Below are 23,462 nucleotides of genomic sequence, written 5' to 3'. Positions count from 1 at the left end.
GCCCTACTTCACGCCGCCGGCGGTCAGCCCGGCGACGATCTTGCGTTGGAAGACCAGCACCATGATGACCAGCGGGACCGTGACGATCGTCCCGGCGGCCATGACCGCCGTATACGGTTCCTGGTGCGGTTGGGCGCCGGCGAAACTGGCGATGGCGACGGTGACCGGTGCAGTGGCATCGGAGGACAGCTGGCTGGCAATCAGGAACTCGTTCCACGCCGAGATGAAGGCCAGGATCGCCGTGGTGAAGACCGCTGGCGCGGCAAGGGGCATGATGACCCTGCGGAACGCCTGGCCCTGGGTGCACCCGTCGATCCGTGCGGCCTCCTCCAGTTCCCAGGGCATCTCCCGGAAGAAGGCGGTCAGCGTGTAGACGGTCAGCGGCAGGACGAAGGAGATGTCGGGGATGATCAGCGCCTGGTAGGTGCCCATCCAGCCGATGTTCGTGAAGAGCTGGAACAACGGGGTGACGATGGCCACCCCGGGGAACATCGAGGCGCCCAGGATGAAGCCGAGGACGATGAACTTGAAGCGGAAGTTCAGCCGTGCCAGGGCATAGGCGGCGAAGACGCCGAACAGCAGGCCGATGGCAGTGGTGCAGATGCCGATGAAGAAGCTGTTGAACAGCGATCGTCCGAAGTGGTTGCCCAGATCGGTGGAGAACGCCGTGGCGAAGTTCTCCAGCGTGACATGTGTGGGCCAGAAGCTCGTGTCGAAGGTGTAGCCGACATCGCGGAAGGCCGTGAGGACCATCCAGTAGAAGGGCAGCAGGCACCACAGCACGATGACCCCGGCATTGATGTAGGTACGGGTCGAGGACCATCGCTGGCGCGTGCGGGCGGCAGCACGGGGTGCCCCGTCGTCCACGCCGCGGGTGGCAGTTGCGGGTACGGCGCTCATTTCGTCTCCTTCGTCTCCACGATGTTGGTGTTCTGCACGACGTTGGCCCCGAGGAAACGCACGAAGATGAACGCCACGATGAAGATGATGATGAAGGTGATCGTCGACAGCGCGGCCGCGGCGTTGAAGCCCTGCCGGATCTGGTCGACGACGAGGATGGACAGCGTGGTGGTCCCGTTGGCGCCCCCGGTGAGGATGTAGGGCAGGTCGAACATCCGCAGTGCGTCCAGGACGCGGAACAGGATGGCGACCATCAGGGCGGGTTTCACCAACGGCAGCGTGATCTGGGTGAAGCGCTGCCAGGTCGAGGCGCCGTCCATCTTCGCGGCTTCGTACACGTCGTTGGGGATCAGCTGCAGCCCGGCCAGGATCAACAGCGCCATGAACGGCGTCGTCTTCCAGACATCGGCGATGATGACGGCGGTCCGGGCCGGCCCCTCGCTTCCGGTCCACAGGATGTTCGCGTTGAACAGGCTGTTGGCGATGCCCTCGTAGGCGAAGATGAAGAACCAGAGCTTCGCGGTGACCGCGGTCGGGATCGCCCAGGGCACCAGGACCGCGGCACGGACCAGGCCGCGGCCGCGGAAGGTGCGCGCCATGATCATCGCCATCCAGAAACCCATCACGGTTTCGATGGCCACGGTGATGACGGTGAAGAAGAAGGTGTTGTAGGTGGCGCTCCAGAACTGGGAGCCCAGGGTGCCCGGCGCGCAGTCGACGGTGCCGCCCCCGATGGACGGGCACTGCTGCAGCAGCCACCCGATGTAGTTGCCCAGTCCGGCAAATCCGCCGGCCACGAACATCCCGGTGGCCGGATCCAGGCCCTGGTCCTTCTGCAGCGACAGGACGATGGCGCTGATGACCGGGTAGACGATGACGCAGCCCAGCAGGATCAGCGAGGGAAGGATCAGCCAGGTCGCCCATTTGCCTTGGCTTTTGGCGCGCTTGTCGGTCGGCTCCGGCTCTTCCGCGTCCATGTCCGGCCCCGCAGGGTGCTCCGGTGGAGGCGGCTCCTGCGGCTGCCGCCTGCGGCGTCCCCGCGTACGTCCCACTGCCTCGGTTGCCATCTCAAGTCCTTTCAGCCTGGGCGTACGGCAGGAGTGCTGGCGACGCGTACCCCCAGGAGTGGAACGCCGCGGGCCTGCTGTGCCGTGCGCAGGTGGGAGGCCCGGGGCCGGGCGCGAACCCGGCCCCGGAGTGCCCCTGGGCTAGGCGCCAGCCGAACTGATGGCGTCCGACATGTCCTGCAACGCCTGGTCAACGCTCTTCTCGCCCTTGATGGCCGCGTAGGCGTTGTCCTGGATGGCCTTGGTGACCGCCGGATAGAACGGGGTCACGGGCCGCGGAACCGCATTGGCGATCGAGGTCTTCAGCACCGGAAGGTAGGGCAGCTGCTTGACCAGTTCCTGATCGTCGTAGAGGTCGGTCAGGACAGGCGCCAGGGAACCCTGCGTCGCGTAGAACTTCTCGGTTTCGGCACTGGTCATGAATTCGACGAAGTCATGGGCCGTCGCCTTGTTCTTGGAGTAGACGCTGATGGCGATGTTGTGGCCGCCCAGCGACGAGGCGCCCGGACCGTCCTTGCCCGGCAGCGGAGCCAGTCCGAACTTGTCCTTGACCTTGGAGGAGGCGTCGGTCTTGGCCAGGTTGTAGACATACGGCCAGTTGCGCAGGAACAGCAGGTTGCCGGCCTCGAAGGCCTGCCGGCCTTGTTCCTCCTGGTAGGTAATCGCCTGCTTGGGGATGTTGCCGTTCTGGTAGGCCTTCACCAGGTTCTCCAACCCGGCCTTGGCCTCCGGGGTGTCCAGGGTCGGCTTGCCGTCCTCGCCCAGGATGCTGCCGCCGGCGGAGTTGATGGCTTCGGCGGTGTTGACGGTCAATCCCTCGTACTTCGCGAATTGTCCGGCATAGCAGCCCATGTCGTTCTTCTCCGCGATGGAGCACATGTCCATCATCTCGTCCCACGTCTTGGGTGGGGTCTTCACGAGGTCCTTGCGGTAGTAGAGGATGCCGCCGTCGCTGGTCTGCGGGGCCGCGTACAACGTGTCGTTGTAGGTGCCGCTCTTGACCGTGGGCGCCAGCATGGCGGAGGTGTCAATGGCGAGGCTGTCCTCGAGCGGCTGCAACCAGCCCTTGGCCGCGAACTCGGCCGTCCAGATCACGTCAACGTCCACGACGTCGTACTCGGAGTTCTTGGCCTGGAAATTCTGCACCAGGTCATCATGCTGCTGGTCGGCTTGGTCGGTCTGCTCCTTGAAGGTCACCTTCTCATCGGGGTGGGCCTCGTTCCACTTCTTCACCAGCGGCCGGACCACATTGGAGTTGTCCTTGCCCTGGACGTAGGTAATCGGCCCGCGTCCGTCCAGGTTTTCGGATGCCGGGCCGCTGGCGGCCCCCTGGACCGATTTTCCGCCACCGCCGCCGCATGAGGCCAACGTCAGGGCGAGAACACCCGCCGCCGCGATCGGTCCCCATCGTTTTGCATAATGCATGCCAAACCCTCCTCAACCGAATGAATCATCCGGGCCGCTCTCCACCCTGAGACGAGAGGCCTGACTAAGGCTTACTGCGGGTTCGGGGCCATGACAAGGCTTATGTGGAAAGTTTGCAAAACGGTTACCGCCCCAGGAAGGTGCCGGGCCGATGGCAGGGGCCCGAATTCCCCTACTGGTGGCGCACAATCTTGTGGTTGGCCGCTTGGGCGACCGGGCGGATGACGATCTCGTCGAGGTTGACGTGATGCGGCAGGCCCACGGCGTAGGCGACGACATCGGCCACGTCCTCGGCGGTCAATGGCTTCTCCACACCGGCATAGACCTTCTCGGCGGCCTCGCTGTCCCCACCCAGGCGCTTGAGCGAGAACTCCTCGGTCTGCACCAGCCCGGGAAGGACCTCGACGACGCGCACATTGTTCCCGACTTCCTCGAGCCGCAGCGCCTGGGTCATGCCGTGCTCGGCGAATTTGGCGGCGTTGTAGCCGGCCCCGCCCTCGTAGCCGGCCAGTCCCGCCGTCGAGCTGAGGTTCAGCACGGTCCCCTCGCCATTCGCGCGGAGCATCGGCAGGAAAGCACGGGTGATCTTCATGGTGCCCAGGACGTTGACCCGGTACATCCAGTCCCAGTCCTCCGACTTGGCATCGGCGATCTGGTCCACGCCGCGCGCTCCCCCGGCGATGTTCACGAGCGTGTCGGCTCCACCGGCTTCGGTGACCGTGGCCAGCAGCCGGGCCACGTCGTCATCCTCGGTGATGTCGGCGGGCACGGGGACGACGCCTGTTTCGGCGGCCAGTTGCTCTAGCCGGTCCGCGCGGCGGGCGACGGCGAAGACCTTCCACCCGCGCCTGGCCAGGAGCCGGGCGGTTGCCTCGCCGATGCCGGTGCTGGCTCCGGTGACGACGGCGGTGTGCTGCTGCTGTTCGCGTGGTGAAGTCATGGATCCAGACTATCCATCCCGTGCGCCGCGGCGCACCCACGATGACGGGGGCCCATGATTCCTTTCCCCGGCCCGCTTTCGGGTGTCCACTGGAACTACCGACGCACCTCCGTGGCCGGTGCCGAGGCCGAGGGAAGGGACGTTCGATGCCGGGTCGTCCAGCGCGGCGGGGCGCGGGCCCCGGTGTGCCCCGGAACCGCGGCGCACGGGGCGGAGGTCCCGTGGTGCAGGTGACCGGCGGGCGGGTCAGCGGCATCCGGGACGGCCAACTGCTGGCCTGGCGCGGCATCCCCTACGCGGCCCCACCGCTGGGCACCTTGCGGTGGCGGGCCCCGGCGCCCGTGCTTCCGTGGGACGGGGTGCGCGACGGGTCGGCCTTCGGGCCGGTGGCGCCCCAGCCTGCCCGGCCGCGGGTCGGCCGGGGTGCCTCCCCGCACCTCGGCGCCGAGGACTGCCTGACCGTCAACGTCCATGCCCCAATCGACATCGCGCCGGATGACCGGCTACCGGTGATGGTCTTCATCCACGGCGGCGGCTATTACCAGGGTTCGTCGGCCGACTTCGCCGGACAGGGCGAGGGGTTCGCCGGAACGGGACGGGTGGTGTTCGTCAGCTTCAACTACCGCCTCGGCCCCCTGGGGTACCTGGACTTCGGCGCGTACTCCACCCCGGAGCGGCCCATCGACGGCAACCTCGGCCTCCGCGATCAGGTGGCGGCCTTGAACTGGGTGCACGAGAACATCGCGGCCATGGGCGGCGATCCGGACCGGATCACGGTGTTCGGCGAATCGGCGGGCGGCAATGCGGTCACCACGCTGCTGGCCGTCCCCGCGGCCCGGGGCCTGTTCGCGCAGGCCATCGCGCAGAGCGCGCCGGCCAATGCCGTCTACCCGGCGGAGCTGGCCGCCCGTTGGGCCTCCGAGTTTCTCGGCATCCTGCAGGGTGGGGTACCCGGCGGCAGCCCAGTCGTCCCCGGCGCGCCGGCCCGCCCCGAGGAGTCCCGGCCCACCGGGCGGCTGCTGGCTGCGTCGGTGGCGGAGTTGCTCGCTGCCGCGCATGTGCTGCAGCAACGGACCCCGGAAGCCTATCCGGGTGCCTATTGCTTTGCCCCGGTGGTCGACGGGGACTTCCTGCCGGAACCGCCCATCGACTCGATCCGCAGGGGACGGGCCGTCCCCGTGCCCCTGGTCATCGGCACGAACGAGAGGGAGGGGACGGTCTTCCGGGGGCGGATGGACATCCTGCCCGGGACCGCCACGCGGATCGAGGCACTCTTCCGCCTCGCCCCCTCGGGAACCGGCCAGGTGATGCGCCGGGCCTACCCCGGCCTCCCGCGCTGGCGGGCAGCGGCCGACTTCGGCGGCGACTACGGGTTCTGGTATCCCTCCACACGCGTTGCCGACTTCCATTCACGCCATGCGCCCGTGCATGCCTACCGCTTCGACCTGGCTCCCCGGTTGCTCCGGCTGGTCGGGCTGGACGCGACCCATGGGGTCGAGATGTTGACCTTGTTCGACCGGACGGACGTGCCACTCGCGCGCACCATCACGTCGCTGGGCGGACGGGAGCCCTATGCCCGGGCGGGAGACCGGATGCGCCACGAGTGGATCCGCTTCGCCGAATCCGGGACGACCTCCGGGGCCTGGCCCGCCTACACCGAGCAGGACCGGGCCACGCTGATCATCGACGACGAAGACCGGATCGAGCGCGATCCGCACCAGGACCGGCGGATCGCCTGGGACGGCTTCCTGCCGCGGTTGGGCAACCCGACGACGGCCACCGGCCCCGAGACCGGTTCCGCGGGATGAAGGCCGGAAGGTGCCGCGCGCCTCAGGTGTTCTCGTCCAGGAAGTCCAGCAGGACCACGGCATTGTTGTGTTCCTCGTCCTTGGTCGAATACACCAACACGATGTCCTCCTGTTCCCGGGCCAGCTCCATCAAGTGCTCGGCCGCCTCCGTGGCCGCCCCGTCCTCCAGTTCCGCGATGTAGCGTTCACGGAACTCCTCGAAGCGGTGATCCCGATGGTTGAACCAGGCGCGCAGCTCCTGCGACGGGGCCACGTCCTTGAGCCATTCGTCGAGCTCCGCGTCCTCTTTCGAGACCCCGCGCGGCCAGAGCCGGTCGACCAGGATCCTGTATCCGCCGTTGGGTGCCTCGTAGGCCCGCTGCAGTCTGAAGTTGCCCATGCTCCGATGGTAGGCCGAGTGGCCCCTGACCGTGCCGGATCGCCGGCAGTTGTGGAGAAGCCGGTGGACGGGCATGGAATCGGCCGGGCGGCTCCGACATGGGACAATGGCAGGCATGGCTGAACAGAACTTGGGCACAGACACGCCCGCAACCGTTTCCGTCCCCGACAAGCCGGCGTTGGAGGGCCTCGAGGAGAGGCTGGGCCAGCAGTGGCGCGAGGACGGGACCTACACCTTCAACCCCGTGACCACCCGCGAGGCGGTCTACTCGATCGACACTCCCCCGCCGACGGCGTCCGGTTCACTGCACGTGGGACACATGTTCTCCTACACGCAGACCGACGTGCTCGCCCGGTACCAGCGCATGAAGGGCAAGAACGTCTTCTACCCGATGGGCTGGGACGACAATGGCCTGCCCACCGAACGCCGCGTGCAGAACTACTACGGGGTGCGCTGCGACCCGAAGATCGCCTACGACGCGGACTACCGCCCGCCGGCCACCCCGGCGAAGAACCAGCGCGACTGGGACGTCGTGTCCCGGCGCAATTTCATCGAACTCTGCGAGGAACTCGCCGTCGAGGACGAGAAGGTCTTCGAGCACCTGTTCAGCACGCTCGGGCTCTCCGTCGACTGGAACCTGACCTACAGGACCATCGACGACACCTCGCGCGCCGTGTCCCAGCGGGCGTTCCTGAAGAACCTGACCGATGGCGACGCCTACATGGCCGAGGCGCCGACCCTCTGGGACGTCACGTTCCGCACCGCCGTGGCGCAGGCCGAGCTGGAGGACCGCGAGGTTCCCGGGGCCTACTACCGCTACCCGTTCTTCGCCGAGGACGGCACCAAGGTCTACATCGAGACCACCCGCCCGGAACTGCTGGCCGCCTGCGCCGGCCTGGTCGCCAACCCGGATGACGAGCGCTACCAGCCGTTGTTTGGCAAGAAGGTCACCTCGCCGCTGTTCGGCGTCGAGGTCGAGGTCCACCCGCATCCGCTGGCCAAGGCCGACAAGGGTTCGGGCATCGCGATGGTCTGCACCTTCGGCGACCTGACGGACGTCACCTGGTGGCGCGAACTGCAGCTGCCCACCCGGGCGATCATCGGCCGCGACGGCCGCGTCGTCGGCGAGACCCCGGAGTGGATCACCACCGACGCCGGACGCGAGGCCTACGCCGCCATCGCCGGCAAGACGGTGTTCTCCGCGAAGGAGGCCGTCGCCGGCATGCTGGTCGAGGCCGGGCTGCTGGACGGCGAGCCGCGGAAGATCAGCCACCCGGTGAACTTCTTCGAAAAGGGCGACAAGCCCCTCGAGGTCGTCAGCTCCCGCCAGTGGTACATCCGCAATGGCGGCCGCGACGCCGACCGGCGCGATCGCCTGGTCCGCCGCGGCCAGGAGATCGATTTCCATCCGGAGTTCATGCGCTCGCGCTACACGAACTGGGTCAACGGCCTCAACGGCGATTGGCTGGTGTCCCGCCAGCGGTTCTTCGGGGTTCCGATCCCGGTCTGGTACCCGCTGGATGCCGAGGGCAACCCGGACTACGACCGGCCGATCCTGCCGGAGGACGCGCAGCTGCCCGTCGACCCGGTCGCCGAAACCGCCCCCGGCTACAGCGCCGACCAGCGCGATGTCCCCGGCGGATTCACCGGTGACGCCGATGTCCTGGACACGTGGGCGACCTCCTCGCTGACGCCGCAGATCGTGGGCCGGTGGAGCCGTGACGACGAGTTCTTCACCAAGGTCTTCCCGTTCGACCTGCGCCCGCAGGGGCACGACATCATCCGCACCTGGCTGTTCTCCACGGCGGTCCGCGGCGACGCGCTGCACGGGTGCGTTCCGTGGAAGAATGCGGCGATCTCGGGCTGGATCCTGGACCCGGACCGCAAGAAGATGTCCAAGTCCAAGGGCAACGTCGTGGTCCCCACCGATGTGCTCAACGACTTCGGCGCGGATGCGGTGCGCTATTGGGCCGCCTCGGCCAAGCTCGGCGCCGATACCGCCTACGAGGTCGCGCAGATGAAGATCGGCCGCCGCCTGGCGATCAAGATCCTCAACGCCTCCAAGTTCGTCCTGAACCTGGGAGCCACCGAGGCCAACGTGCTCGAAGGCGACGCGCACCTGGTCACCAACGGCCTCGACCGGTCGCTGCTGGCCCGGTTGTCCGGGGTCATCGAGGAGGCGAACCGCGCGTTCGAGTCCTACGACTACGCCCGCGCGCTGGACCTCGTCGAGTCGTTCTTCTGGTCCTTCACCGACGACTACGTCGAACTGGTCAAGGACCGCGCCTACGGTGCCCGCGGCGAGGCCGAGCAGGCCTCGGTGCTGGCTGCCCTGGCGACCACGCTGGACGCCGTGTTGCGCCTGTTCGCCCCGTTCCTGCCCTTCGCCACCGACGAGGTGTGGGGCTGGTGGCGTGCGGGGTCGGTCCACCGTGCCAGCTGGCCGACCAATGCGCACCTGGCCGGAGCGGTCGAGGGCGCCGACACGGCGGTCCTCCCGGCCGTCGGCGTGGCGCTGGGTGGCATCCGCAAGGCCAAGTCCGAAGCCAAGGTGAAGCAGCGCACACAGGTGCTCTCCGGCGTCGTGCGTGCCCCGGAGGACGTCATCGCCCGGATCCGCACGGGGCTGGGCGACCTGTTGGCTGCGGGCAACGTGGTCGAGCTGGACCTGCAGGCCGGCGGCGAGGACCTGATGGTCTCCGACGTCGTGCTGGCCCCCGCCGAGGAGCCGGCGGCCCAGGGCTAAGGCAGCCGCCCACAGAGGTGGCCCCGGCGGATTTCCGCCGGGGCCACCTCTGTCGTTCGGCCGGTTCGGCCGGCTCGAGCGGGCCGGGCCCGAACGCGTGGCGCTAGGACGCGCTCGACTGCGCGAACTCCTGCGCCTGGTCGAACTGCGGGTTCTCGGTGCGCGTGCGCTTGATCTCGAAGAAGTACGGGAAGGAGGCCAGCGTGACGGACGCGTCGAACAGCCGGGCCGCCTCCTCGCCAGTGGGGACACGCGTGATGACGGGGCCGAAGAAGGCTGTTCCGTTCAAGGCGACGACGGGGGTCCCGACGTCCTGGCCGACCTTCGAGATGCCTTCCTCGTGGCTGGCGCGCAGGGCCTGGTCGTGGTCGTCGGTGTCGGCGGCCCGGGCCAGGTCGGCGGGCAGTCCCACGCGCTCCAGGGCGCGGTGGATGACCTCGCCGCGGTCCTTGACGCCTTCGTGGTGGATGAGCTCGCCCATCGCGGTGTACAGCGTGCCGACGACGTCCTGCCCGTGGGCTGCTGCGGCGGCGATGATCACGCGCACCGGACCCCAGGCGGTTTCGAGGCCCTTGCGGTAGTCCTCGTCGATGTCCTTGTCCTCGTTGAGCACGGCCAGGCTCATCACGTGCCAGTTCACCTCGATGTCGCGGACCTTCTCGACCTCGAGGATCCACCGGGAGGTGGCCCAGGCGAACGGGCAGATCGGATCAAACCAGAAGTCAACGGTTGTTTTCTCGGTCAAGAGGACCTCCTGAGGTCGGCGTCATCGGTCGGCGGGAGGTGTTTAGCCCACCGGTTAATGGAACGCCGGGCCTAGGCGGACTTATTCCGCCGCTTGGTCACGACCTCGGCCGAGATGAGCGTGGGTTCGGCGATCTTGTGCACCACGTCGGCGGTGATGACGACCTCGGCGACGTCGTCGCGGCCGGGCAGGTCGAACATGATGGACGCGAGCGTCTCCTCGAGGATCGCGCGCAGCCCACGGGCGCCGGTGCCACGTTCCAGCGCCATGTCGGCGATGGCCTCGAGGGCATCCAGCTCGAACGTCAGCTCGACCCCGTCGATGCGGAACATCTTCTGGTACTGCTTGACCAGGGCGTTCTTCGGCTCGGTGAGGATCTTGATCAGCGCGTCGCGGTCCAGGTTCTCGACCGTGGTGATCACGGGCAACCGGCCGATGAATTCGGGGATCAGGCCGAACTTCAGCAAGTCCTCGGGGCGCACATCCGAATAGGCGGCGGCCTCGGACTTCAAGGCCGTCAACGGCGCGCCGAAGCCGATGCCCTTCTGCCCGGCCCGCGAGCCGATGATCTCCTCGAGGCCTGCGAAGGCGCCGGCGACGATGAACAGCACGTTCGAGGTGTCGATCTGGATGAATTCCTGGTGCGGGTGCTTGCGCCCACCCTGCGGCGGGACGGAGGCGACGGTCCCCTCGAGGATCTTCAGCAGGGCCTGCTGGACGCCCTCGCCGGAGACGTCGCGGGTGATGGAGGGGTTCTCCGACTTGCGGGAGATCTTGTCGATCTCGTCGATGTAGATGATGCCCTGTTCGGCCTTCTTGACGTCGTAGTCGGCGGCCTGGATCAGCTTGAGCAGGATGTTCTCGACGTCCTCGCCCACGTACCCGGCCTCGGTCAGGGCCGTGGCGTCGGCGACGGCGAAGGGCACGTTCAGGCGGCGGGCCAGGGTCTGGGCGAGGTAGGTCTTGCCGCAGCCAGTGGGGCCGATCAGCAGGATGTTCGACTTGGAGACCTCGACGTCGTCGAGTGCGTCCACTTCGCTGAGCTGGGCCGCCGCCGACGAGCCCGTGCCCGACTGGATACGCTTGTAGTGGTTGTACACGGCCACGGCGAGCGAGCGCTTGGCGCCCTCCTGGCCGATCACGTACTCCTGCAGGGAGTCGAAGATCTCACGCGGGCGCGGCAACTCGAACTCGGGGCCGGCCTCGATCTCGGCCAGTTCCTCCTCCATCAGCTCGTTGCACAGCTCGATGCACTCGGTGCAGATGTAGACGCCGGGTCCGGCGATGAGCTTGCGTACCTGCTTTTGGCTTTTGCCGCAGAAGGAACACTTGAGCAGGTCGGAGCTTTCACCCATACGAGCCATGGTGTTCTTCCCCTAACGTGGTGCTGAGAGCCGCCCGGCGGACGCCGTGCGGGAATGTCTACCTACAACTCTAGGTGAGGAGGCCGACAGAATAGGCGACCGGGCGTCCCGTGGTGCGAAAAACCTCGGGACGCCCGGCCGGTGCCGCTAGCTGGTGATGGCCTGCGGCTTGATCTTGCGGGGGCTGAGCACCTCGTCGATGAGGCCGTATTCCTTGGCGCCCTCGGCGGTCATGAACAGGTCGCGCTCGATGTCGTTACCGACCTCTTCCGGGCTCTTGTGGCTGTGCGCGGCGAGGGTCGTCTCCAGCCAGGTGCGCATGCGCATGACCTCTTCGGCCTGGATCTGCAGGTCGGTCGCCGTGCCGCGTTCGCCGCCGCCCATGGCAGGCTGGTGGATCAGCACGCGCGCGTTCGGCAGCGCCAGGCGCTTGCCGGGCGCACCGGCGGCCAGCAGCACGGCGGCGGCGCTGGCGGCCTGGCCGAGGCAGACGGTCTGGATCTCGGGGCGGATGAACATCATCGTGTCGTAGATCGCCGTCATGGCGGTGAAGGATCCGCCGGGCGAGTTGATGTACAAGGTGATGTCGCGCTCGGGGTCCATCGACTCGAGGACCAGCAGCTGGGCCATCACGTCGTCCGCGGACGCGTCGTCGACCTGCGCGCCGAGGAAGACGATGCGGTCCTCGAACAGCTTCGCGTAGGGGTCCTGGCGCTTGAAGCCGTACGGGGTCCGCTCCTCGAACTGCGGCAGGATGTAGCGGGCGGACGGCATCTCGCCTGCCGTGCCTTCGTAGCCGGTGAAATTCATGTTCTTCTCCTGGGGTGTCTGTGGGGTGCTCGTCGGCGGGATGGCTAGTTCTGGACTCCGCCGCCGCCGGAAACCGACACGGAGTTCTGGGCGATGTGGTCGAAGAAGCCGTACTCGAGGGCCTCGGTGGCGGTGAACCACTTGTCGCGGTCGTTGTCCTTCAGGATCGTCTCCAGCGACTGGCCGGTCTGTTCGGCGGTGAGCTCGGACATGACCTTCTTCATGTGCAGGATCAGTTCCGCCTGGATGCGGATGTCCGAGGCCGTGCCGCCGATGCCGCCGGAGGGCTGGTGCATGAGGATGCGGGCGTTCGGGGTGGCGTAGCGCTTGCCCTTGGTGCCCGAGGAGAGCAGGAACTGCCCCATCGAGGCGGCGAGCCCGGTGGCCACGGTGACGACGTCGTTGGGGATGTAGTTCATCGTGTCGAAGATCGCCATTCCCGCGGTGATCGAGCCGCCGGGCGAGTTGATGTACAGGTAGATGTCCTTGTCCGGGTCCTCGGCGGAGAGCAGCAGCAGCTGGGAGGAGATCGCATTGGCCGACTCGTCGCTCACTTCCGAGCCGAGCCAGATGATGCGCTCCTTGAGCAGCCGGTTGTAGATGTAGTCCTCGCGGCTGGCTGCCTCGACCGAGGCCATCTTGGGGGTGTGGGATTCCGTCGTCATTTTCGAATACCTCTCCATGGGTGCCATGCGACGTGGCTGATCCGGCCACGCACGGTAGCGCTTGCTTTCCTTGACACTACTGCAGTGCCAACGCCCGCCGCGCGTGGGATCATCTGCTGTTCGCTGTTGGCGCATACCCCGGCCGCGGCGCATCGCCCGTGGCTTAAAGGTGCAGCCCTGCGCTGAATCCGGACCCGTCGGCGCCGTGGAGGAGTAGGCCCAGGCGTGGCATTAAAGAACGACGGCGGAACCACCCCGGGAGGGCAGTTCCGCCGGACCGGCCCGGTGGGCCGGGCGGGGTTCGTTCGGCTACTCGGCCGAGTCCGCCGAAGCGGAGGACGCCGAGGAGGCGGAGGACGCGGACGAGGCGCTGGCTTCGCCGGCCGGGCGGACGAAGTCGGTCAGGTCGACGTCCTTGCCCTCCGAGTCGGTGACCTTGGCCATCTCGAGGACCTTGGCCAGCGCCTTGCGGCGGCGGACCTCGCCGATCATCATCGGGACCTGGCCGGCGCCGTCGAGCATCTGCGCGAACTGGTTCGGGTCCATGCCGTACTGGCTGGAGGACTGCACGATGTAGTCGATGAGCTCGGACTGCTCGACGCCGATCTCTTCCTTCTCGGCGATCTCATCGAGGATGATCTCGTTCTGGAAGGCGCGCTCGGTGTTGGTCTTGACCTCGGCGCGGTGCTCCTCGGTGTCGTGCTCCTCGCCGGGGTTTCCGCCACCCTGGGCGAAGTGCTGCTCGACCTGCTCGGTGATCACGGATTCGGGAACCGGAACGGAGATGAGCTCGGTGAGCTTGTCCATGACCTTGTCGCGGGCCTGGACGCCCTGCTCGACGACCTTCGAGTCGGCGGCCTGCTTGGCCAGGTCCTCGCGCAGTTCGGCCATGGTGTCGAACTCGGAGGCCAGCTGGGCGAAATCGTCGTCGGCCACCGGCAGCTCGCGCTCCTTGACGGCCTTGACGACAACCTTCACCTGGGCGGTCTCGCCGGCGTGATCGCCGCCGGCCAGCGTCGTCTCGAAGGTGGCGTCCTCGTCGGCCGACAGGCCGGTGACGGCCTCGTCGAGGCCCTCGAGCATCGTGCCCGAGCCGACCTGGTAGGAGAGGTCGGTGGCGGCGTCGACCTCTGCGCCGCCGACGGTCGCGGCCAGGTCGAGGGTGATGAAGTCGTTGTCGGCGACGGGGCGCTCCACGACCTTCAGGGTGCCGAAGCGTCCGCGCAGCTCGTCCAGGGCGGTGTCGACGTCGGCGTCTGAGGCCTCCACGGCGTCGACCTCGACCTCGAGTCCGGTGTATTCGGGCAGGTCGATCTTCGGGCGGATGTCGACCTCGACGTTGAAGACGAGGTTGCCTTCGGTGGCCGTGGGCTCGGGGACCTCGGTGATGTCGACCTCGGGGCGGGACAGCGGAACGATCTCGGTCTCGCGCACGGCGGTCTGGTAGAAGTCGTTCAGGCCGTCGTTGATGGCGGTCTCGAGGACGTAGCCGCGGCCGACGCGCTGGTCGATCAGGCGGTTCGGGACCTTGCCCTTGCGGAAGCCCGGGACGTTGATCTGCTCCGCGATGGACTTGTAGGCAGCGTCGATGTTCGGCTGCAGTTCCGTGAGGGGAACCTCGACATTGAGCTTGACCCGGGTGGGCGTGAGGTTTTCGACGGCGCTCTTCACTACGTAGCTCTCCTGAATGATCTGGGCTATTACGAAACTGCACACTTGCCCCCGCAGGTGGAGCTTAACGGGGCTGAAGGTTCAGAGTCGGGGTGACAGGATTTGAACCTGCGACCTCACGCTCCCAAAGCGCGCGCTCTAGCCAAGCTGAGCTACACCCCGATGGTGCAGAGGCCAGTTTACGCAGAATCCGCGCCGATTAACTAATTGTTCGAAGCCGCCCGTTCGGCCTCGCAAGGCCCGACTACGGCCGCTCGTCGCCGGTGGTCGCGGTGACGGGTTGCCGGATGATCCACTCGTCGCCGGGCCGGCGCTGCATGTAGTAGAAGCCGCCGATGCGCGAGGCCGGATTGGGCGGGGCCTCGGGGTGGTAGTTGAGCACCAGCTGGTGTTCCTCGAGCCAATCGAGCCAGGCGTGCAGTGCCGACAGGTCCCGCTCCGGGACCTCGAGCCCGGACCGCAGGCGGGCGAGGACGCGGATGTGCCCCATGACGGCTGTGGACCGGTGCGCGACGTCGATAGCCCACGGCAGGATGTCCCGGTAGGTCCGCCGGCCGGCATTCGCCTCGGCGCGTGCCAGGGCCCGCTGGACGCCGCTTTCGGTCACACCGTAGAGCTCAGCGATCCCGGCCAGGGTCATGCCGCGGTCGCGCAACTCCAGCAGGATCCGCGCCTCCGGCAATTTCCGGGGTGCCGCCATCGCGCCCTCCTTCTCGTGGCCGGGCCACTGAATGTCAAGTCGTGTATATGCGACTCGATCATGGGCCCACGAGTACGACGGCGTCAATTTGGCGGGGATCTGAAAGCACTGCTAATGTGGTGCGAGCAACGGGCCGGAAGGCCCGGATTCATGGGGATGTAGCTTAATGGTAAAGCCTCAGTCTTCCAAACTGATGACGCGGGTTCGATTCCCGTCATCCCCTCCACCATGAAGGGCCGCCTGCGGGCCGCCCTTCGTCGTTTGACCGCAGCACGGGAAGGCCACCGGGGCAGGCGCCATGGCCTTCCGGACGACCGGTACCGTCCGGCTACTCGTCGCGGCGGACGGGACGGTGGGCGATGCGGTGATGCCCCGTGTGGTGCACGTGGTGATGCCGGTACCAGGTGCCGACCAGCATCAAGACGATCGCGAACAGCACCGCAAACGCGGGACCGTACGTCACCGTCGACATTTCCCCGCAGAGCGCATCCGGTGCGCATGCGGCCAGGAGCTGGGTTGCGTTCATGCCCCCATGCAAGCACTTTGCCCTTCCCGTGGCTAGATTCCGCGGGGAAACGTTATGCTCGGTGTTCTGCCCGGCGGGCTACTCCGCGCCGGGTCGCTGGCATCCGGGGCACCAGTACAGCTTGCGCGTCGCGAGTTCGGTGAGGCCGATCGGCGTGCCGCAGACCAGGCACGGCAGGCCCTGGCGCTGGTAGGTGTAGTAGGCGTGGTCCGGCCAGACCGGTGCCTGCCGGTCGGCCCGGTGTTCCGGGCGGGTCGTGATGATGTGGCCCTCGCGCACGCCGTCGGCCATCAGGGCGCAGAGGTCGTCCCACAGTTCCCCGAGGGCGGACCGCGGGACGTCGCGGCCGCGCGTCCAGGGATCCAGTCCCGCACGGAACAGCGCCTCGGCCCGGTAGATGTTGCCCACCCCGGCCACGAGGGCCTGGTTCATCAGGGCGGTGGCGATGACCGTCCCGGTGGCGCCGAGGCGCTGGATGAACTCCTCGCGGCCTGCTTCCGGGACACCTGGTGCCAGCGGATCCGGGCCCAGCCGGGCGCGGACCGCGGCGGCTTCCGGGACCGAGAGCACCTCGCAGGCCGAGGCCCCGCGCAGGTCCGCCCATCCATGCGCGGAGACCAGGCGGGCCCTGACCTGGCCCACGGGCTCCGGTGGGCCCTCGTACGGGACCGGGGTTCCGCCGTCGTACATTTCGCGTTCGCCGATGCGCCGCGGGGCACCGATGCTCGAGGCGCCGCGGAAGGTCTCGTCGCCGCCGAAGCTGAAGGCACCGTAGAGGCCCAGGTGCACGCGCAGGACGTGGCCACCGGAGAACCGGGCGAAGAGCTGCTTGCCGTGGGCGGTGGCGGCCCGGAACTCGCGGCCGTCCAGCAGCGCCGCTCCGGCGGCGAAACGGCCCTGCGGGCTGGACACGCGCAGGTGCTGGCCGGCGAAGACGTCGGTGAGCTGCCGGGCTAGGCGGTGGACGGAATGGCCTTCGGGCACGTTCAGCCCTGGATGGTGCCGGTGGCCTCGTACGCGGCGATCTGCCCGATCCGACGGGCATGGCGTTCGGCACCGCTGAACGGCTCGGCCAGAAAGGCCTCGACCAGCCCGGTCGCCTCGGCGAGGCTGTGCTGGCGTCCGCCGATGGCGATGACGTTCGCGTCGTTGTGCTGGCGGGCCAGGCGTGCGGTGTCCAGGTTCCAGGCCAGCGCGGCGCGGATGCCCTTGACCTTGTTGGCGGCGATCTGCTCGCCGTTGCCCGAGCCGCCGAGCACGATCCCCAGCGAATCCCGGCCCTGCTCCCGCTCCGCCGCGACCGCCTCGGCGGCGGCGATGCAGAACCCCGGGTAGTCGTCCTCGGCGTCGTAGGCCGTCGGCCCGTGGTCGATGACCTCGTAGCCGGCACCGGTTAGGTGGCCGACCAGGTGGGCGCTGAGTTCGAGTCCGGCGTGGTCGGTGGCGATGTGAACGCGCATGGGGTCCTTCGTGTCGGGCGGAGGGGACCCTCCAACACTACTAGTGCGCCACGACCTCGATCCACAGGGGCCCGTCGCCGGTGGCGGCCCGGTCGGTGGCCCTGAGCGTGCCGTCGGCGGGGTCGATCCGGTAGGCGCTGAGGTGCCCGGAGAGTTCGCCGCAGACCAGCAGGTGCGTGCCCGTGGCGTCGACGGCGGCCCCCCGGGGCTGCTGTTCGGTGTCGGTGGTGCGCAGGAATTCCAGTCGGCCGGTGGTGCGGTCCACCGCGAACGTGCTCACGGTCGAGGTGGACCGCTCGGTGGTGAAGAGGTAGGCGCCGTCGGCGCCCAGGCGGATGTCGGCGCACCAGATCGCGTCCTTGCCGGGCACGGGGCCGCCGGAGCTGCGGGCGAATCCGGGCACGAGCCCCAGGGCTGGAGGTACGGATTCGACGCGTTCGAGCTCGGTCAGCGCCCCGGATTCGGCATCGCGCGCGTAGACGGCGACCTCGCCGGACATTTCGTGGATGACGTAGAGGCGCGACCCGTCGGCGTTGAAGACCTGGTGGCGCGGCCCCGAGCCGGGGGCCGAGTCGATCGACCCGGCCCAGGCGAGCCCGCCCGCGGTGTCGGCACCGTCGTCGTCCAGGGCGGTGGCGGGGTTGGGCACGGAATACCAGACGACGCGGTCGCTGCCCAGCGAGCAGGCGTAGACGAAGCGGCCGTCGGGCGAGGACCTGACGCTGTGGGCCTTCTCGCCCGGGCTGGGTGCCCGCCGGGCCGGGGACGTGGGCAGCCCGTCGCCGTCGAGCTCCACGGAGTTGACCGCGTTCTGGTGGTAGGAGGCGCTGCGGATCGAGCCTCCGCCGGCATCGAGGCTGATGTAGGCGGTGCTGTCGGCCAGCTCCGTATCCGCTGCGGCGGCCAGGGCGCCGGTGGCCGGGTCCATGCGCCAGGCGCTCAGGGCCGGGGGCTTGGCCGAGGCCCCGGCGTAGAGCAGGCCGCGGCCGGCGTCGGCGGCCAGGCTGCGGACGGCGTCGACCTCGGCGGTATGGCCGGTCGGGGTGAGGGTTCCGCCGTCGGGGTCGAAGGTGAAGGCCTCGACGGTTCCTGCGCTGGCGCAGCCGACATAGACATGGGTCTGGGACACGGTGCTTCTCCTGGTCGTCGACGGAAGGGAGATGTGGCGGGACGGGCCCGTGCTCCGATCCTAGCGGCGTTGGCCGGACGATGCCCGGGGTTGTGTTCGCGCAGTGGGCGCAGTGTGCGCCCGCCCGGCACGCCGGCGTGTGTCGGCGCTGGCCTGCAGGCGGTCTTCCACTCCCCCCGGCGCGCCGTCCTGACGCGGTCCGGAGGCCGTCCAGATGCCGCCAGCGGCGTGCCAGCGGGGCGCCATCCCGCGGACCTGTCGATTTTTATGGATCCGGAGCGGGAAATGTGCCGCCAATCACGCCAGGGGTGAGAGAATGTCCATAATGTTCAGGAACCGCTTCACATACCGGGTCCCGGACCGACCGCACCCAGCCGCAACAGGAGGCATCGCCATGCCAGGTTTGAATCTCACCCGCGAGGAGGCGCGTGAACGCGCCGGAATCGTCCACGTCGAATCCTACGAGGTCGACCTCGACCTCACCCGGGGCGAGAGGATCTTCGGTTCCACCACCACGGTCCGCTTCGACGCCACCGAGGGCGCCTCCACCTTCATCGATGCGGTCACCGACACGGTGCACTCGGTGCTGCTCAACGGCGTCGAGCTGGAGGTCTCCGAGGTGAACGACGGCGTCCGCATCCAGTTGCCCCGGCTCGCCGCCCACAATGAACTGCGCATCGTCGCGGACGCGCTCTACATGAACACAGGTGAGGGCCTGCACCGCTTCGTGGACCCCGTGGATGGCGAGGTCTACCTCTACTCCCAGTTCGAGGTCCCGGATTCGCGCCGCATGTTCGCCGTCTTCGAACAGCCCGACCTGAAGGCCGCCTTCTCCTTCACGGTCACCGCCCCGGACCACTGGGACGTGGTGTCCAACTCCCCCACCCCGACGCCGAGCCCGGCCGGCGAGGCCAAGGCCACCTGGGTCTTCTCCCCCACCCCGCGCATCTCCTCCTACATCACCGCGCTGATCGCCGGACCGTACCAGGCGGTGCGCAGCGAACTGACCAGCTCCGATGGCCGGAAGATTCCGCTGGGTGTGTTCGCCCGCGCCTCGATCATGGAACACCTCGATGCGGAGAACATCTTCACGCTCACCCGCCAGGGCTTCGAGTTCTACGAGGCCCAGTTCGGCACCCCCTACCCGTTCGAGAAGTACGACCAGCTCTTCGTCCCCGAGTTCAACGCCGGGGCGATGGAGAACGCCGGGGCGGTGACGTTCCTGGAGTCCTACGTCTTCCGCTCCCGCCCCACCGACGCCATGGTCGAGCGCCGTGCCATCACGGTGCTGCACGAACTGGCCCACATGTGGTTCGGCGACCTGGTCACGATGCGCTGGTGGAACGACCTGTGGCTCAACGAGTCCTTCGCCGAGTTCATGTCCGCCCTGGCCGCCGCCGAGAACACCGAGTTCACGCAGGCGTGGACGACCTTCTCCTCGATGGAGAAGTCCTGGGCCTACCGCCAGGACCAGCTGCCCTCCACGCACCCGATCAAGGCCGAGATCAACGACCTCGAGGACGTCCAGGTCAACTTCGACGGCATCACCTACGCCAAGGGCGCCTCCGTGCTGCGCCAGCTCGTTGCCTGGGTCGGCCAGGAGGAGTTCATGGCCGGGGTGCGCGAGTACTTCGCCAAGCACGCCTTCTCCAACACCGAACTGCCGGACCTGATGCGCGAACTCGAGGCCTCCAGCGGCCGCGACCTGGCCGAATGGACCCGGCTGTGGCTGGAGACCGCCGGGGTCAACAAGCTCGAGGCCGAGCTGCAGACCGCCGACGACGGCACCATCACCGGTTTCGCCGTCGTGCAGAGCGCACCGGCCGACTACCCCACCATCCGCCCGCACCGCGCCGCCATCGGCTTCTACTCCATGGACGACGGCGGACAACTGGTCCGCACCCACCGCGAGGAACTCGATGTGGCGGGGGAACGCACCGAGGTGGCCGCGCTGGTCGGCATGAAGCGCCCGGACCTGGTGCTGGTGAACGACGACGACCTGGCCTACGCCAAGATACGCCTCGACGCCGCCTCGCTGCGGGTCGCCACCGCGCACCTGAAGGACATCGACGAGTCGCTGCCGCGGACCCTGGTCTGGGGCGCCGCCTGGGATGCTGCCCGCGACGGGGAGACCGCCGCCCGCGACTACGTCGAGCTGGTGCTGCGCAACATCGGCCATGAGTCGGATTCTTCGGTGGTGCTGGTCATTCTCCGCCAGCTGAACACCGTGCTGGACTACTACGTCCGTGCCGAGGACCGCGAGCAGATCGCCGCCGTCGCCGCAGATGACCTGTGGGAGTTGGCCCGGTCGGCCGAGCAGGGTTCGGACAAGCAGCTGCAGTTCGTGAAGGCCTTCGCGCTGCGCTCGCGCACCGCGGCCCAGCTGGACACGGTCGCGGCCCTGCTCTCCGGCGACGAGCACCTCGCAGGGCTGCAGCTCGACGCCGACCTGCGCTGGGAGCTGCTGACGGCCTTGGTCGCCGGCGGCCGCGCCGGGCAGGCCGAGATCGACGCGGAGCTCGCCGCCGACGACACGGCCAACGGCCGGCTCGCCGCCCAGCTGGCCCAAGCCGCGATCCCGACCCCGGAGGCCAAGCAGGCCGCGTGGTCTGCCATCGTCGAGGGCCGCGAGCTGTCCAACACCCACCAGCGCAGCGCCATCGCCGGGTTCAACCGGGCGCACGACCGGGCGCTGCTGGCCCCGTTTGCCGCCCGGTACTTCGAGTCCATCACCGGTGTGTGGGAATCGCGCAGCTGGGAGATCGCCCAGCAGATCATCGTCGGGCTGTTCCCGCTGGCGCAGACCACCGAGTCCACCGTGCAGGCAACGGACGAATTCCTCGCCCGGCTCGGCGCCGACAGCCCGGCCCTGCGCAGGATGCTGGTGGAAAGTCGTGACGGCGTGGTGCGCGCGCTGGCTGCCCAGGCCGCCGACCAGTAGGCCCCACAGGGCCCGGGGACGGCGCTACGCAGCCAGCGCGTTCCCGGGCCTACAGTGGTGTCATGGACCTGAACACCCACCGCTATGCCGTCAACCTCGAATGGACCGGCAACCGGGGGTCCGGGACCTCCGGATACCGCGACTACGGCCGCGACCACATCGTGCGTGCTGCCGGGTTGCCCGCCCTTCCGGGCACGGCGGATCCGACCTTCCATGGGGACCGCGACCGCTGGAACCCGGAACAGCTGCTGCTGGCTGCGCTCGCCCAGTGCCACATGCTCTCCTACTTCCACCTCGCGGTGAAGAACGGCCTCGCCGTCGTCGGCTACACCGATGCCGCCACCGGGACGCTGCGCTTGAACCGCGACGGCAGCGGTGAATTCACCGAGGCCGTTCTGCATCCCCGGGTCATATTGGCCAACGAGGACCAGCGCGAGCTGGCCGATTCGCTCCACGACCGGGCCCACGAGGTCTGCTTCATCGCGCGCTCGGTGAACTTCCCCGTCCGCAACGAACCGGAGCGTCCCTCCGGCGTCCAACCAGCATGACCAGTACGCTCCCGGTACTGATCACCCAGCGCTTGGCGGCCGCGGGGGATCCGGGGACGGCGGCGGACATGCAGCGGTACATGAAGACCCGGATGCCGTTCCTCGGAGTCCGGGCGCCCATCGCCCAACGCATCGTCCGGGAGACGGTGCGTGAACTGGGAACCACCCGTTGGGAGGACTTCCACTCCGCAGCGCAGGAGCTCTGGGAATCGGCAGGGCACCGGGAACAGTGGTATGCGGCACAGCAGCTGACCGGCTACCGGTCCTGTAGCGGCCGGCTCGAGTTCCTGGACCTCTACGAACGCATGGTCCTGGACGGGGCCTGGTGGGACATCGTGGACAACTGCCACCGGCGGTTCGGGGGCCTGTTGCGGGAACACCCGGACCATGTGGATCCCCTGCTGCGCTCGTGGGCCATCCATCCCAACCATTGGAAGCGGCGTTCGGCCATCATCGCCCAGCTCGGTGCCAAAGCCGACACCGACGTCGCCTTGCTCGAAGCAGCCATCCTGCCCAACCTGGTGGAGCGGGACTTCTTCCTGCGCAAGGCCATCGGCTGGGCCTTGCGTGAATATGCCAAGACGGATCCGGAGTGGGTCAGGACGTTCGTGGCCCGGCACGAACCGCGGCTCTCCGGGCTGTCCCGACGCGAAGCACTGAAGAACCTGCCAGTTCGGTAGTGTTGAAGCGGCCGGCATCACCGGCCATGGAAGGAACCAAGACGTGAACGACCAGCATCACCAGTCCGGCGAACCCATCCGCCTGCCCGGAGGCGAGTCCCTCGGCATCCACATCGGCCAGGCCAGGCCGGTGTCCTCCCCGTCCGTCCCACAGGGTGCTCCGACGCCGCAGTCGGAGACTCCCGCAGACGCCGCCCTGGTCCCCGACCGGTTCGGTGGAACCACTCCGGCCTCGGCCGACGCCGGGGACCATGAGGACCTCTCCCCCTATCTGGGGACCTTCTACGCGGAAGTCGGAGGTTCCAAGACCTTCCAACGGCTCACCGAACTCTTCTACGAGGGCGTCGCCAACGACCCGGATTTCCGGACGATCTATCCGGAAGAGGACCTGAAGCCGGCAACCATCCGACTGCAGCTGTTCCTGGAGCAGTACTGGGGCGGGCCCTCGACCTACAGCCAGCACCGGGGGCATCCGCGGTTGCGCATGCGACATGTCCCGTACGTCGTCGACAGTGCTGCGCGCGATACCTGGCTGCGCCACATGCGCCACGCCCTGGACCAACTGGAGCTGCCGCCGCTGCAGGACGCCACGCTATGGGATTACTTCGACAGGGCCGCCCGTTCACTGCAGAACGCCACCGACCACTAGAACCCTGGCCTTGTTCCTAGCTGGTGTCGCCGGGTAGGGGTGGTGATTGGGAGCGGTACGTATGCCCCGTCGGGGTCGTGGTGAGCGTGGTATGCCGGTGACCGGCAACGCTCGCCGCGCTCCATCCGGGAGCTTCCTTGGAGTAGTTGCAGTCGGCGCACTTGGCGCTGGAGTTCCCCGCGGTGGTCCTGCCCCCGCTCGCCCAAGCCAGGACATGGTCATTGTGGCGGATTGGGGCATCGCAGTACGGTGTCGCGCATGTCTGGTCCCGGGTGGCGATGAACCGCGCCAGCCCGGGCGGGAAGAGCC

Annotated in this window: 22 protein-coding genes and 2 tRNA genes; 7 read left to right on the top strand and 17 right to left on the bottom strand. The window is 68.1% G+C overall.

The features are described from left to right. Window positions 1–3 precede the first annotated feature (3 nt). From AB8M85_RS12255 to AB8M85_RS12240, 4 genes are all read right to left on the bottom strand, one after another. Window positions 4–900 (bottom strand): carbohydrate ABC transporter permease, encoded by an 897-nt coding sequence (locus AB8M85_RS12255; RefSeq protein WP_372699110.1) that lies wholly within the window; start codon window positions 898–900, stop codon window positions 4–6. After that, a complete protein-coding gene (locus AB8M85_RS12250) occupies window positions 897–1,967 on the bottom strand; it encodes a carbohydrate ABC transporter permease (RefSeq protein WP_372699109.1) in 1,071 nt (356 codons plus the stop codon). Before AB8M85_RS12250 ends, AB8M85_RS12255 begins: the two co-directional genes overlap by 4 nt. Before the next feature lie 141 nt (window positions 1,968–2,108). After that, the gene (locus AB8M85_RS12245; RefSeq protein WP_372699108.1) at window positions 2,109–3,392 is read right to left on the bottom strand and encodes an ABC transporter substrate-binding protein; all 1,284 of its coding nucleotides are present in this window, start codon (window positions 3,390–3,392) and stop codon (window positions 2,109–2,111) included. A gap of 172 nt (window positions 3,393–3,564) precedes the next feature. Then, window positions 3,565–4,332, bottom strand: coding sequence for an SDR family oxidoreductase (locus AB8M85_RS12240; RefSeq protein WP_372699107.1), 768 nt, complete (start codon window positions 4,330–4,332; stop codon window positions 3,565–3,567). A 221-nt stretch (window positions 4,333–4,553) separates the two neighbouring features. Here AB8M85_RS12240 and AB8M85_RS12235 point away from each other — a divergent pair, with 221 nt between their 5' ends. Continuing rightward, complete coding sequence (locus tag AB8M85_RS12235; RefSeq protein ID WP_372699106.1) at window positions 4,554–6,140, top strand: carboxylesterase/lipase family protein; 1,587 nt, start codon at window positions 4,554–4,556, stop codon at window positions 6,138–6,140. Between the two features lie 22 nt (window positions 6,141–6,162). Here AB8M85_RS12235 and AB8M85_RS12230 read toward each other — a convergent pair whose 3' ends face one another. Then, window positions 6,163–6,519, bottom strand: coding sequence for a DUF488 domain-containing protein (locus tag AB8M85_RS12230; RefSeq protein WP_372699105.1), 357 nt, complete (start codon window positions 6,517–6,519; stop codon window positions 6,163–6,165). Window positions 6,520–6,634: 115 nt separating this feature from the next. On the opposite strand from AB8M85_RS12230, the gene valS reads away from it, so the two are divergent. After that, complete coding sequence (gene valS, locus AB8M85_RS12225) at window positions 6,635–9,265, top strand: valine--tRNA ligase (RefSeq protein WP_372699104.1); 2,631 nt, start codon at window positions 6,635–6,637, stop codon at window positions 9,263–9,265. A 103-nt stretch (window positions 9,266–9,368) separates the two neighbouring features. Here valS and AB8M85_RS12220 read toward each other — a convergent pair whose 3' ends face one another. The 7 genes from AB8M85_RS12220 to AB8M85_RS12190 form a co-directional block, all read right to left on the bottom strand. Continuing rightward, window positions 9,369–10,010 (bottom strand): DsbA family protein, encoded by a 642-nt coding sequence (locus AB8M85_RS12220; RefSeq protein WP_372699103.1) that lies wholly within the window; start codon window positions 10,008–10,010, stop codon window positions 9,369–9,371. Between the two features lie 71 nt (window positions 10,011–10,081). Next, window positions 10,082–11,374, bottom strand: coding sequence for an ATP-dependent Clp protease ATP-binding subunit ClpX (clpX, locus tag AB8M85_RS12215; protein WP_372699102.1), 1,293 nt, complete (start codon window positions 11,372–11,374; stop codon window positions 10,082–10,084). A 147-nt stretch (window positions 11,375–11,521) separates the two neighbouring features. Beyond that, entirely contained in the window at window positions 11,522–12,184 is a 663-nt protein-coding gene (locus AB8M85_RS12210; protein WP_372699101.1) for an ATP-dependent Clp protease proteolytic subunit, read from the bottom strand. Between the two features lie 44 nt (window positions 12,185–12,228). Beyond that, the gene (locus AB8M85_RS12205; protein WP_372699100.1) at window positions 12,229–12,849 is read right to left on the bottom strand and encodes an ATP-dependent Clp protease proteolytic subunit; all 621 of its coding nucleotides are present in this window, start codon (window positions 12,847–12,849) and stop codon (window positions 12,229–12,231) included. A 309-nt stretch (window positions 12,850–13,158) separates the two neighbouring features. Further along, window positions 13,159–14,520, bottom strand: a complete 1,362-nt coding sequence (gene tig / locus AB8M85_RS12200; RefSeq protein WP_372699099.1) for a trigger factor — start codon at window positions 14,518–14,520, stop codon at window positions 13,159–13,161. A gap of 87 nt (window positions 14,521–14,607) precedes the next feature. Further along, window positions 14,608–14,682 (bottom strand) — tRNA-Pro (locus AB8M85_RS12195). 82 nt (window positions 14,683–14,764) lie between these two features. Then, window positions 14,765–15,220 (bottom strand): hypothetical protein, encoded by a 456-nt coding sequence (locus AB8M85_RS12190; protein WP_372699098.1) that lies wholly within the window; start codon window positions 15,218–15,220, stop codon window positions 14,765–14,767. 152 nt (window positions 15,221–15,372) lie between these two features. On the opposite strand from AB8M85_RS12190, the gene AB8M85_RS12185 reads away from it, so the two are divergent. Next, window positions 15,373–15,446 (top strand) — tRNA-Gly (locus tag AB8M85_RS12185). 102 nt (window positions 15,447–15,548) lie between these two features. On the opposite strand, the gene AB8M85_RS12180 is transcribed toward AB8M85_RS12185, so the two are convergent. The 4 genes from AB8M85_RS12180 to AB8M85_RS12165 all read right to left on the bottom strand — a co-directional run bounded on the left by AB8M85_RS12180 (window position 15,549) and on the right by AB8M85_RS12165 (window position 18,335). Continuing rightward, window positions 15,549–15,746 (bottom strand): hypothetical protein, encoded by a 198-nt coding sequence (locus tag AB8M85_RS12180; protein WP_372699097.1) that lies wholly within the window; start codon window positions 15,744–15,746, stop codon window positions 15,549–15,551. Between the two features lie 78 nt (window positions 15,747–15,824). After that, a complete protein-coding gene (locus AB8M85_RS12175) occupies window positions 15,825–16,730 on the bottom strand; it encodes an Fpg/Nei family DNA glycosylase (RefSeq protein WP_372699096.1) in 906 nt (301 codons plus the stop codon). A gap of 2 nt (window positions 16,731–16,732) precedes the next feature. Next, on the bottom strand, window positions 16,733–17,206 hold the full coding sequence (locus tag AB8M85_RS12170; RefSeq protein ID WP_372699095.1) for a ribose-5-phosphate isomerase: 474 nt from the start codon (window positions 17,204–17,206) through the stop codon (window positions 16,733–16,735). 40 nt (window positions 17,207–17,246) lie between these two features. Further along, window positions 17,247–18,335 (bottom strand): lactonase family protein, encoded by a 1,089-nt coding sequence (locus AB8M85_RS12165; protein ID WP_372699094.1) that lies wholly within the window; start codon window positions 18,333–18,335, stop codon window positions 17,247–17,249. 394 nt (window positions 18,336–18,729) lie between these two features. Between AB8M85_RS12165 and pepN the strand changes: the two genes are divergently transcribed. From pepN to AB8M85_RS12145, 4 genes are all read left to right on the top strand, one after another. Continuing rightward, the gene (gene pepN, locus AB8M85_RS12160) at window positions 18,730–21,276 is read left to right on the top strand and encodes an aminopeptidase N (RefSeq protein ID WP_372699093.1); all 2,547 of its coding nucleotides are present in this window, start codon (window positions 18,730–18,732) and stop codon (window positions 21,274–21,276) included. Window positions 21,277–21,338: 62 nt separating this feature from the next. Continuing rightward, a complete protein-coding gene (locus AB8M85_RS12155; RefSeq protein WP_372699092.1) occupies window positions 21,339–21,824 on the top strand; it encodes an OsmC family protein in 486 nt (161 codons plus the stop codon). Then, complete coding sequence (locus tag AB8M85_RS12150) at window positions 21,821–22,504, top strand: DNA alkylation repair protein (RefSeq protein WP_372699091.1); 684 nt, start codon at window positions 21,821–21,823, stop codon at window positions 22,502–22,504. Before AB8M85_RS12155 ends, AB8M85_RS12150 begins: the two co-directional genes overlap by 4 nt. A gap of 271 nt (window positions 22,505–22,775) precedes the next feature. Beyond that, the gene (locus AB8M85_RS12145) at window positions 22,776–23,153 is read left to right on the top strand and encodes a globin (protein WP_372699319.1); all 378 of its coding nucleotides are present in this window, start codon (window positions 22,776–22,778) and stop codon (window positions 23,151–23,153) included. Between the two features lie 16 nt (window positions 23,154–23,169). On the opposite strand, the gene AB8M85_RS12140 is transcribed toward AB8M85_RS12145, so the two are convergent. Next, the coding region (locus AB8M85_RS12140; RefSeq protein WP_372699090.1) for an HNH endonuclease at window positions 23,170–23,462 on the bottom strand (293 nt) is incomplete at its 5' end.

Origin of the sequence: Arthrobacter sp. JSM 101049 (assembly GCF_041679245.1) — a bacterium.
Taxonomy (GTDB): domain Bacteria; phylum Actinomycetota; class Actinomycetes; order Actinomycetales; family Micrococcaceae; genus Arthrobacter_H.
Note: the sequence above shows the minus strand (reverse complement) of the source record. Positions and strands in the feature narration are given on the sequence as shown.

Excerpts from the sequence above, each read along its gene's own strand:
- AB8M85_RS12255 (WP_372699110.1), bottom strand. The coding sequence starts at position 900 with ATGAGCGCCGTACCCGCAACTGCCACCCGCGGCGTGGACGACGGGGCA.
- AB8M85_RS12250 (WP_372699109.1), bottom strand. The coding sequence starts at position 1,967 with ATGGCAACCGAGGCAGTGGGACGTACGCGGGGACGCCGCAGGCGGCAG.
- AB8M85_RS12245 (WP_372699108.1), bottom strand. The coding sequence starts at position 3,392 with ATGCATTATGCAAAACGATGGGGACCGATCGCGGCGGCGGGTGTTCTC.
- AB8M85_RS12240 (WP_372699107.1), bottom strand. The coding sequence starts at position 4,332 with ATGACTTCACCACGCGAACAGCAGCAGCACACCGCCGTCGTCACCGGA.
- AB8M85_RS12230 (WP_372699105.1), bottom strand. The coding sequence starts at position 6,519 with ATGGGCAACTTCAGACTGCAGCGGGCCTACGAGGCACCCAACGGCGGA.
- valS (WP_372699104.1), top strand. The coding sequence starts at position 6,635 with ATGGCTGAACAGAACTTGGGCACAGACACGCCCGCAACCGTTTCCGTC.
- clpX (WP_372699102.1), bottom strand. The coding sequence starts at position 11,374 with ATGGCTCGTATGGGTGAAAGCTCCGACCTGCTCAAGTGTTCCTTCTGC.
- AB8M85_RS12210 (WP_372699101.1), bottom strand. The coding sequence starts at position 12,184 with ATGAATTTCACCGGCTACGAAGGCACGGCAGGCGAGATGCCGTCCGCC.
- AB8M85_RS12205 (WP_372699100.1), bottom strand. The coding sequence starts at position 12,849 with ATGACGACGGAATCCCACACCCCCAAGATGGCCTCGGTCGAGGCAGCC.
- AB8M85_RS12190 (WP_372699098.1), bottom strand. The coding sequence starts at position 15,220 with ATGGCGGCACCCCGGAAATTGCCGGAGGCGCGGATCCTGCTGGAGTTG.
- AB8M85_RS12180 (WP_372699097.1), bottom strand. The coding sequence starts at position 15,746 with ATGAACGCAACCCAGCTCCTGGCCGCATGCGCACCGGATGCGCTCTGC.
- AB8M85_RS12170 (WP_372699095.1), bottom strand. The coding sequence starts at position 17,206 with ATGCGCGTTCACATCGCCACCGACCACGCCGGACTCGAACTCAGCGCC.
- pepN (WP_372699093.1), top strand. The coding sequence starts at position 18,730 with ATGCCAGGTTTGAATCTCACCCGCGAGGAGGCGCGTGAACGCGCCGGA.
- AB8M85_RS12155 (WP_372699092.1), top strand. The coding sequence starts at position 21,339 with ATGGACCTGAACACCCACCGCTATGCCGTCAACCTCGAATGGACCGGC.
- AB8M85_RS12150 (WP_372699091.1), top strand. The coding sequence starts at position 21,821 with ATGACCAGTACGCTCCCGGTACTGATCACCCAGCGCTTGGCGGCCGCG.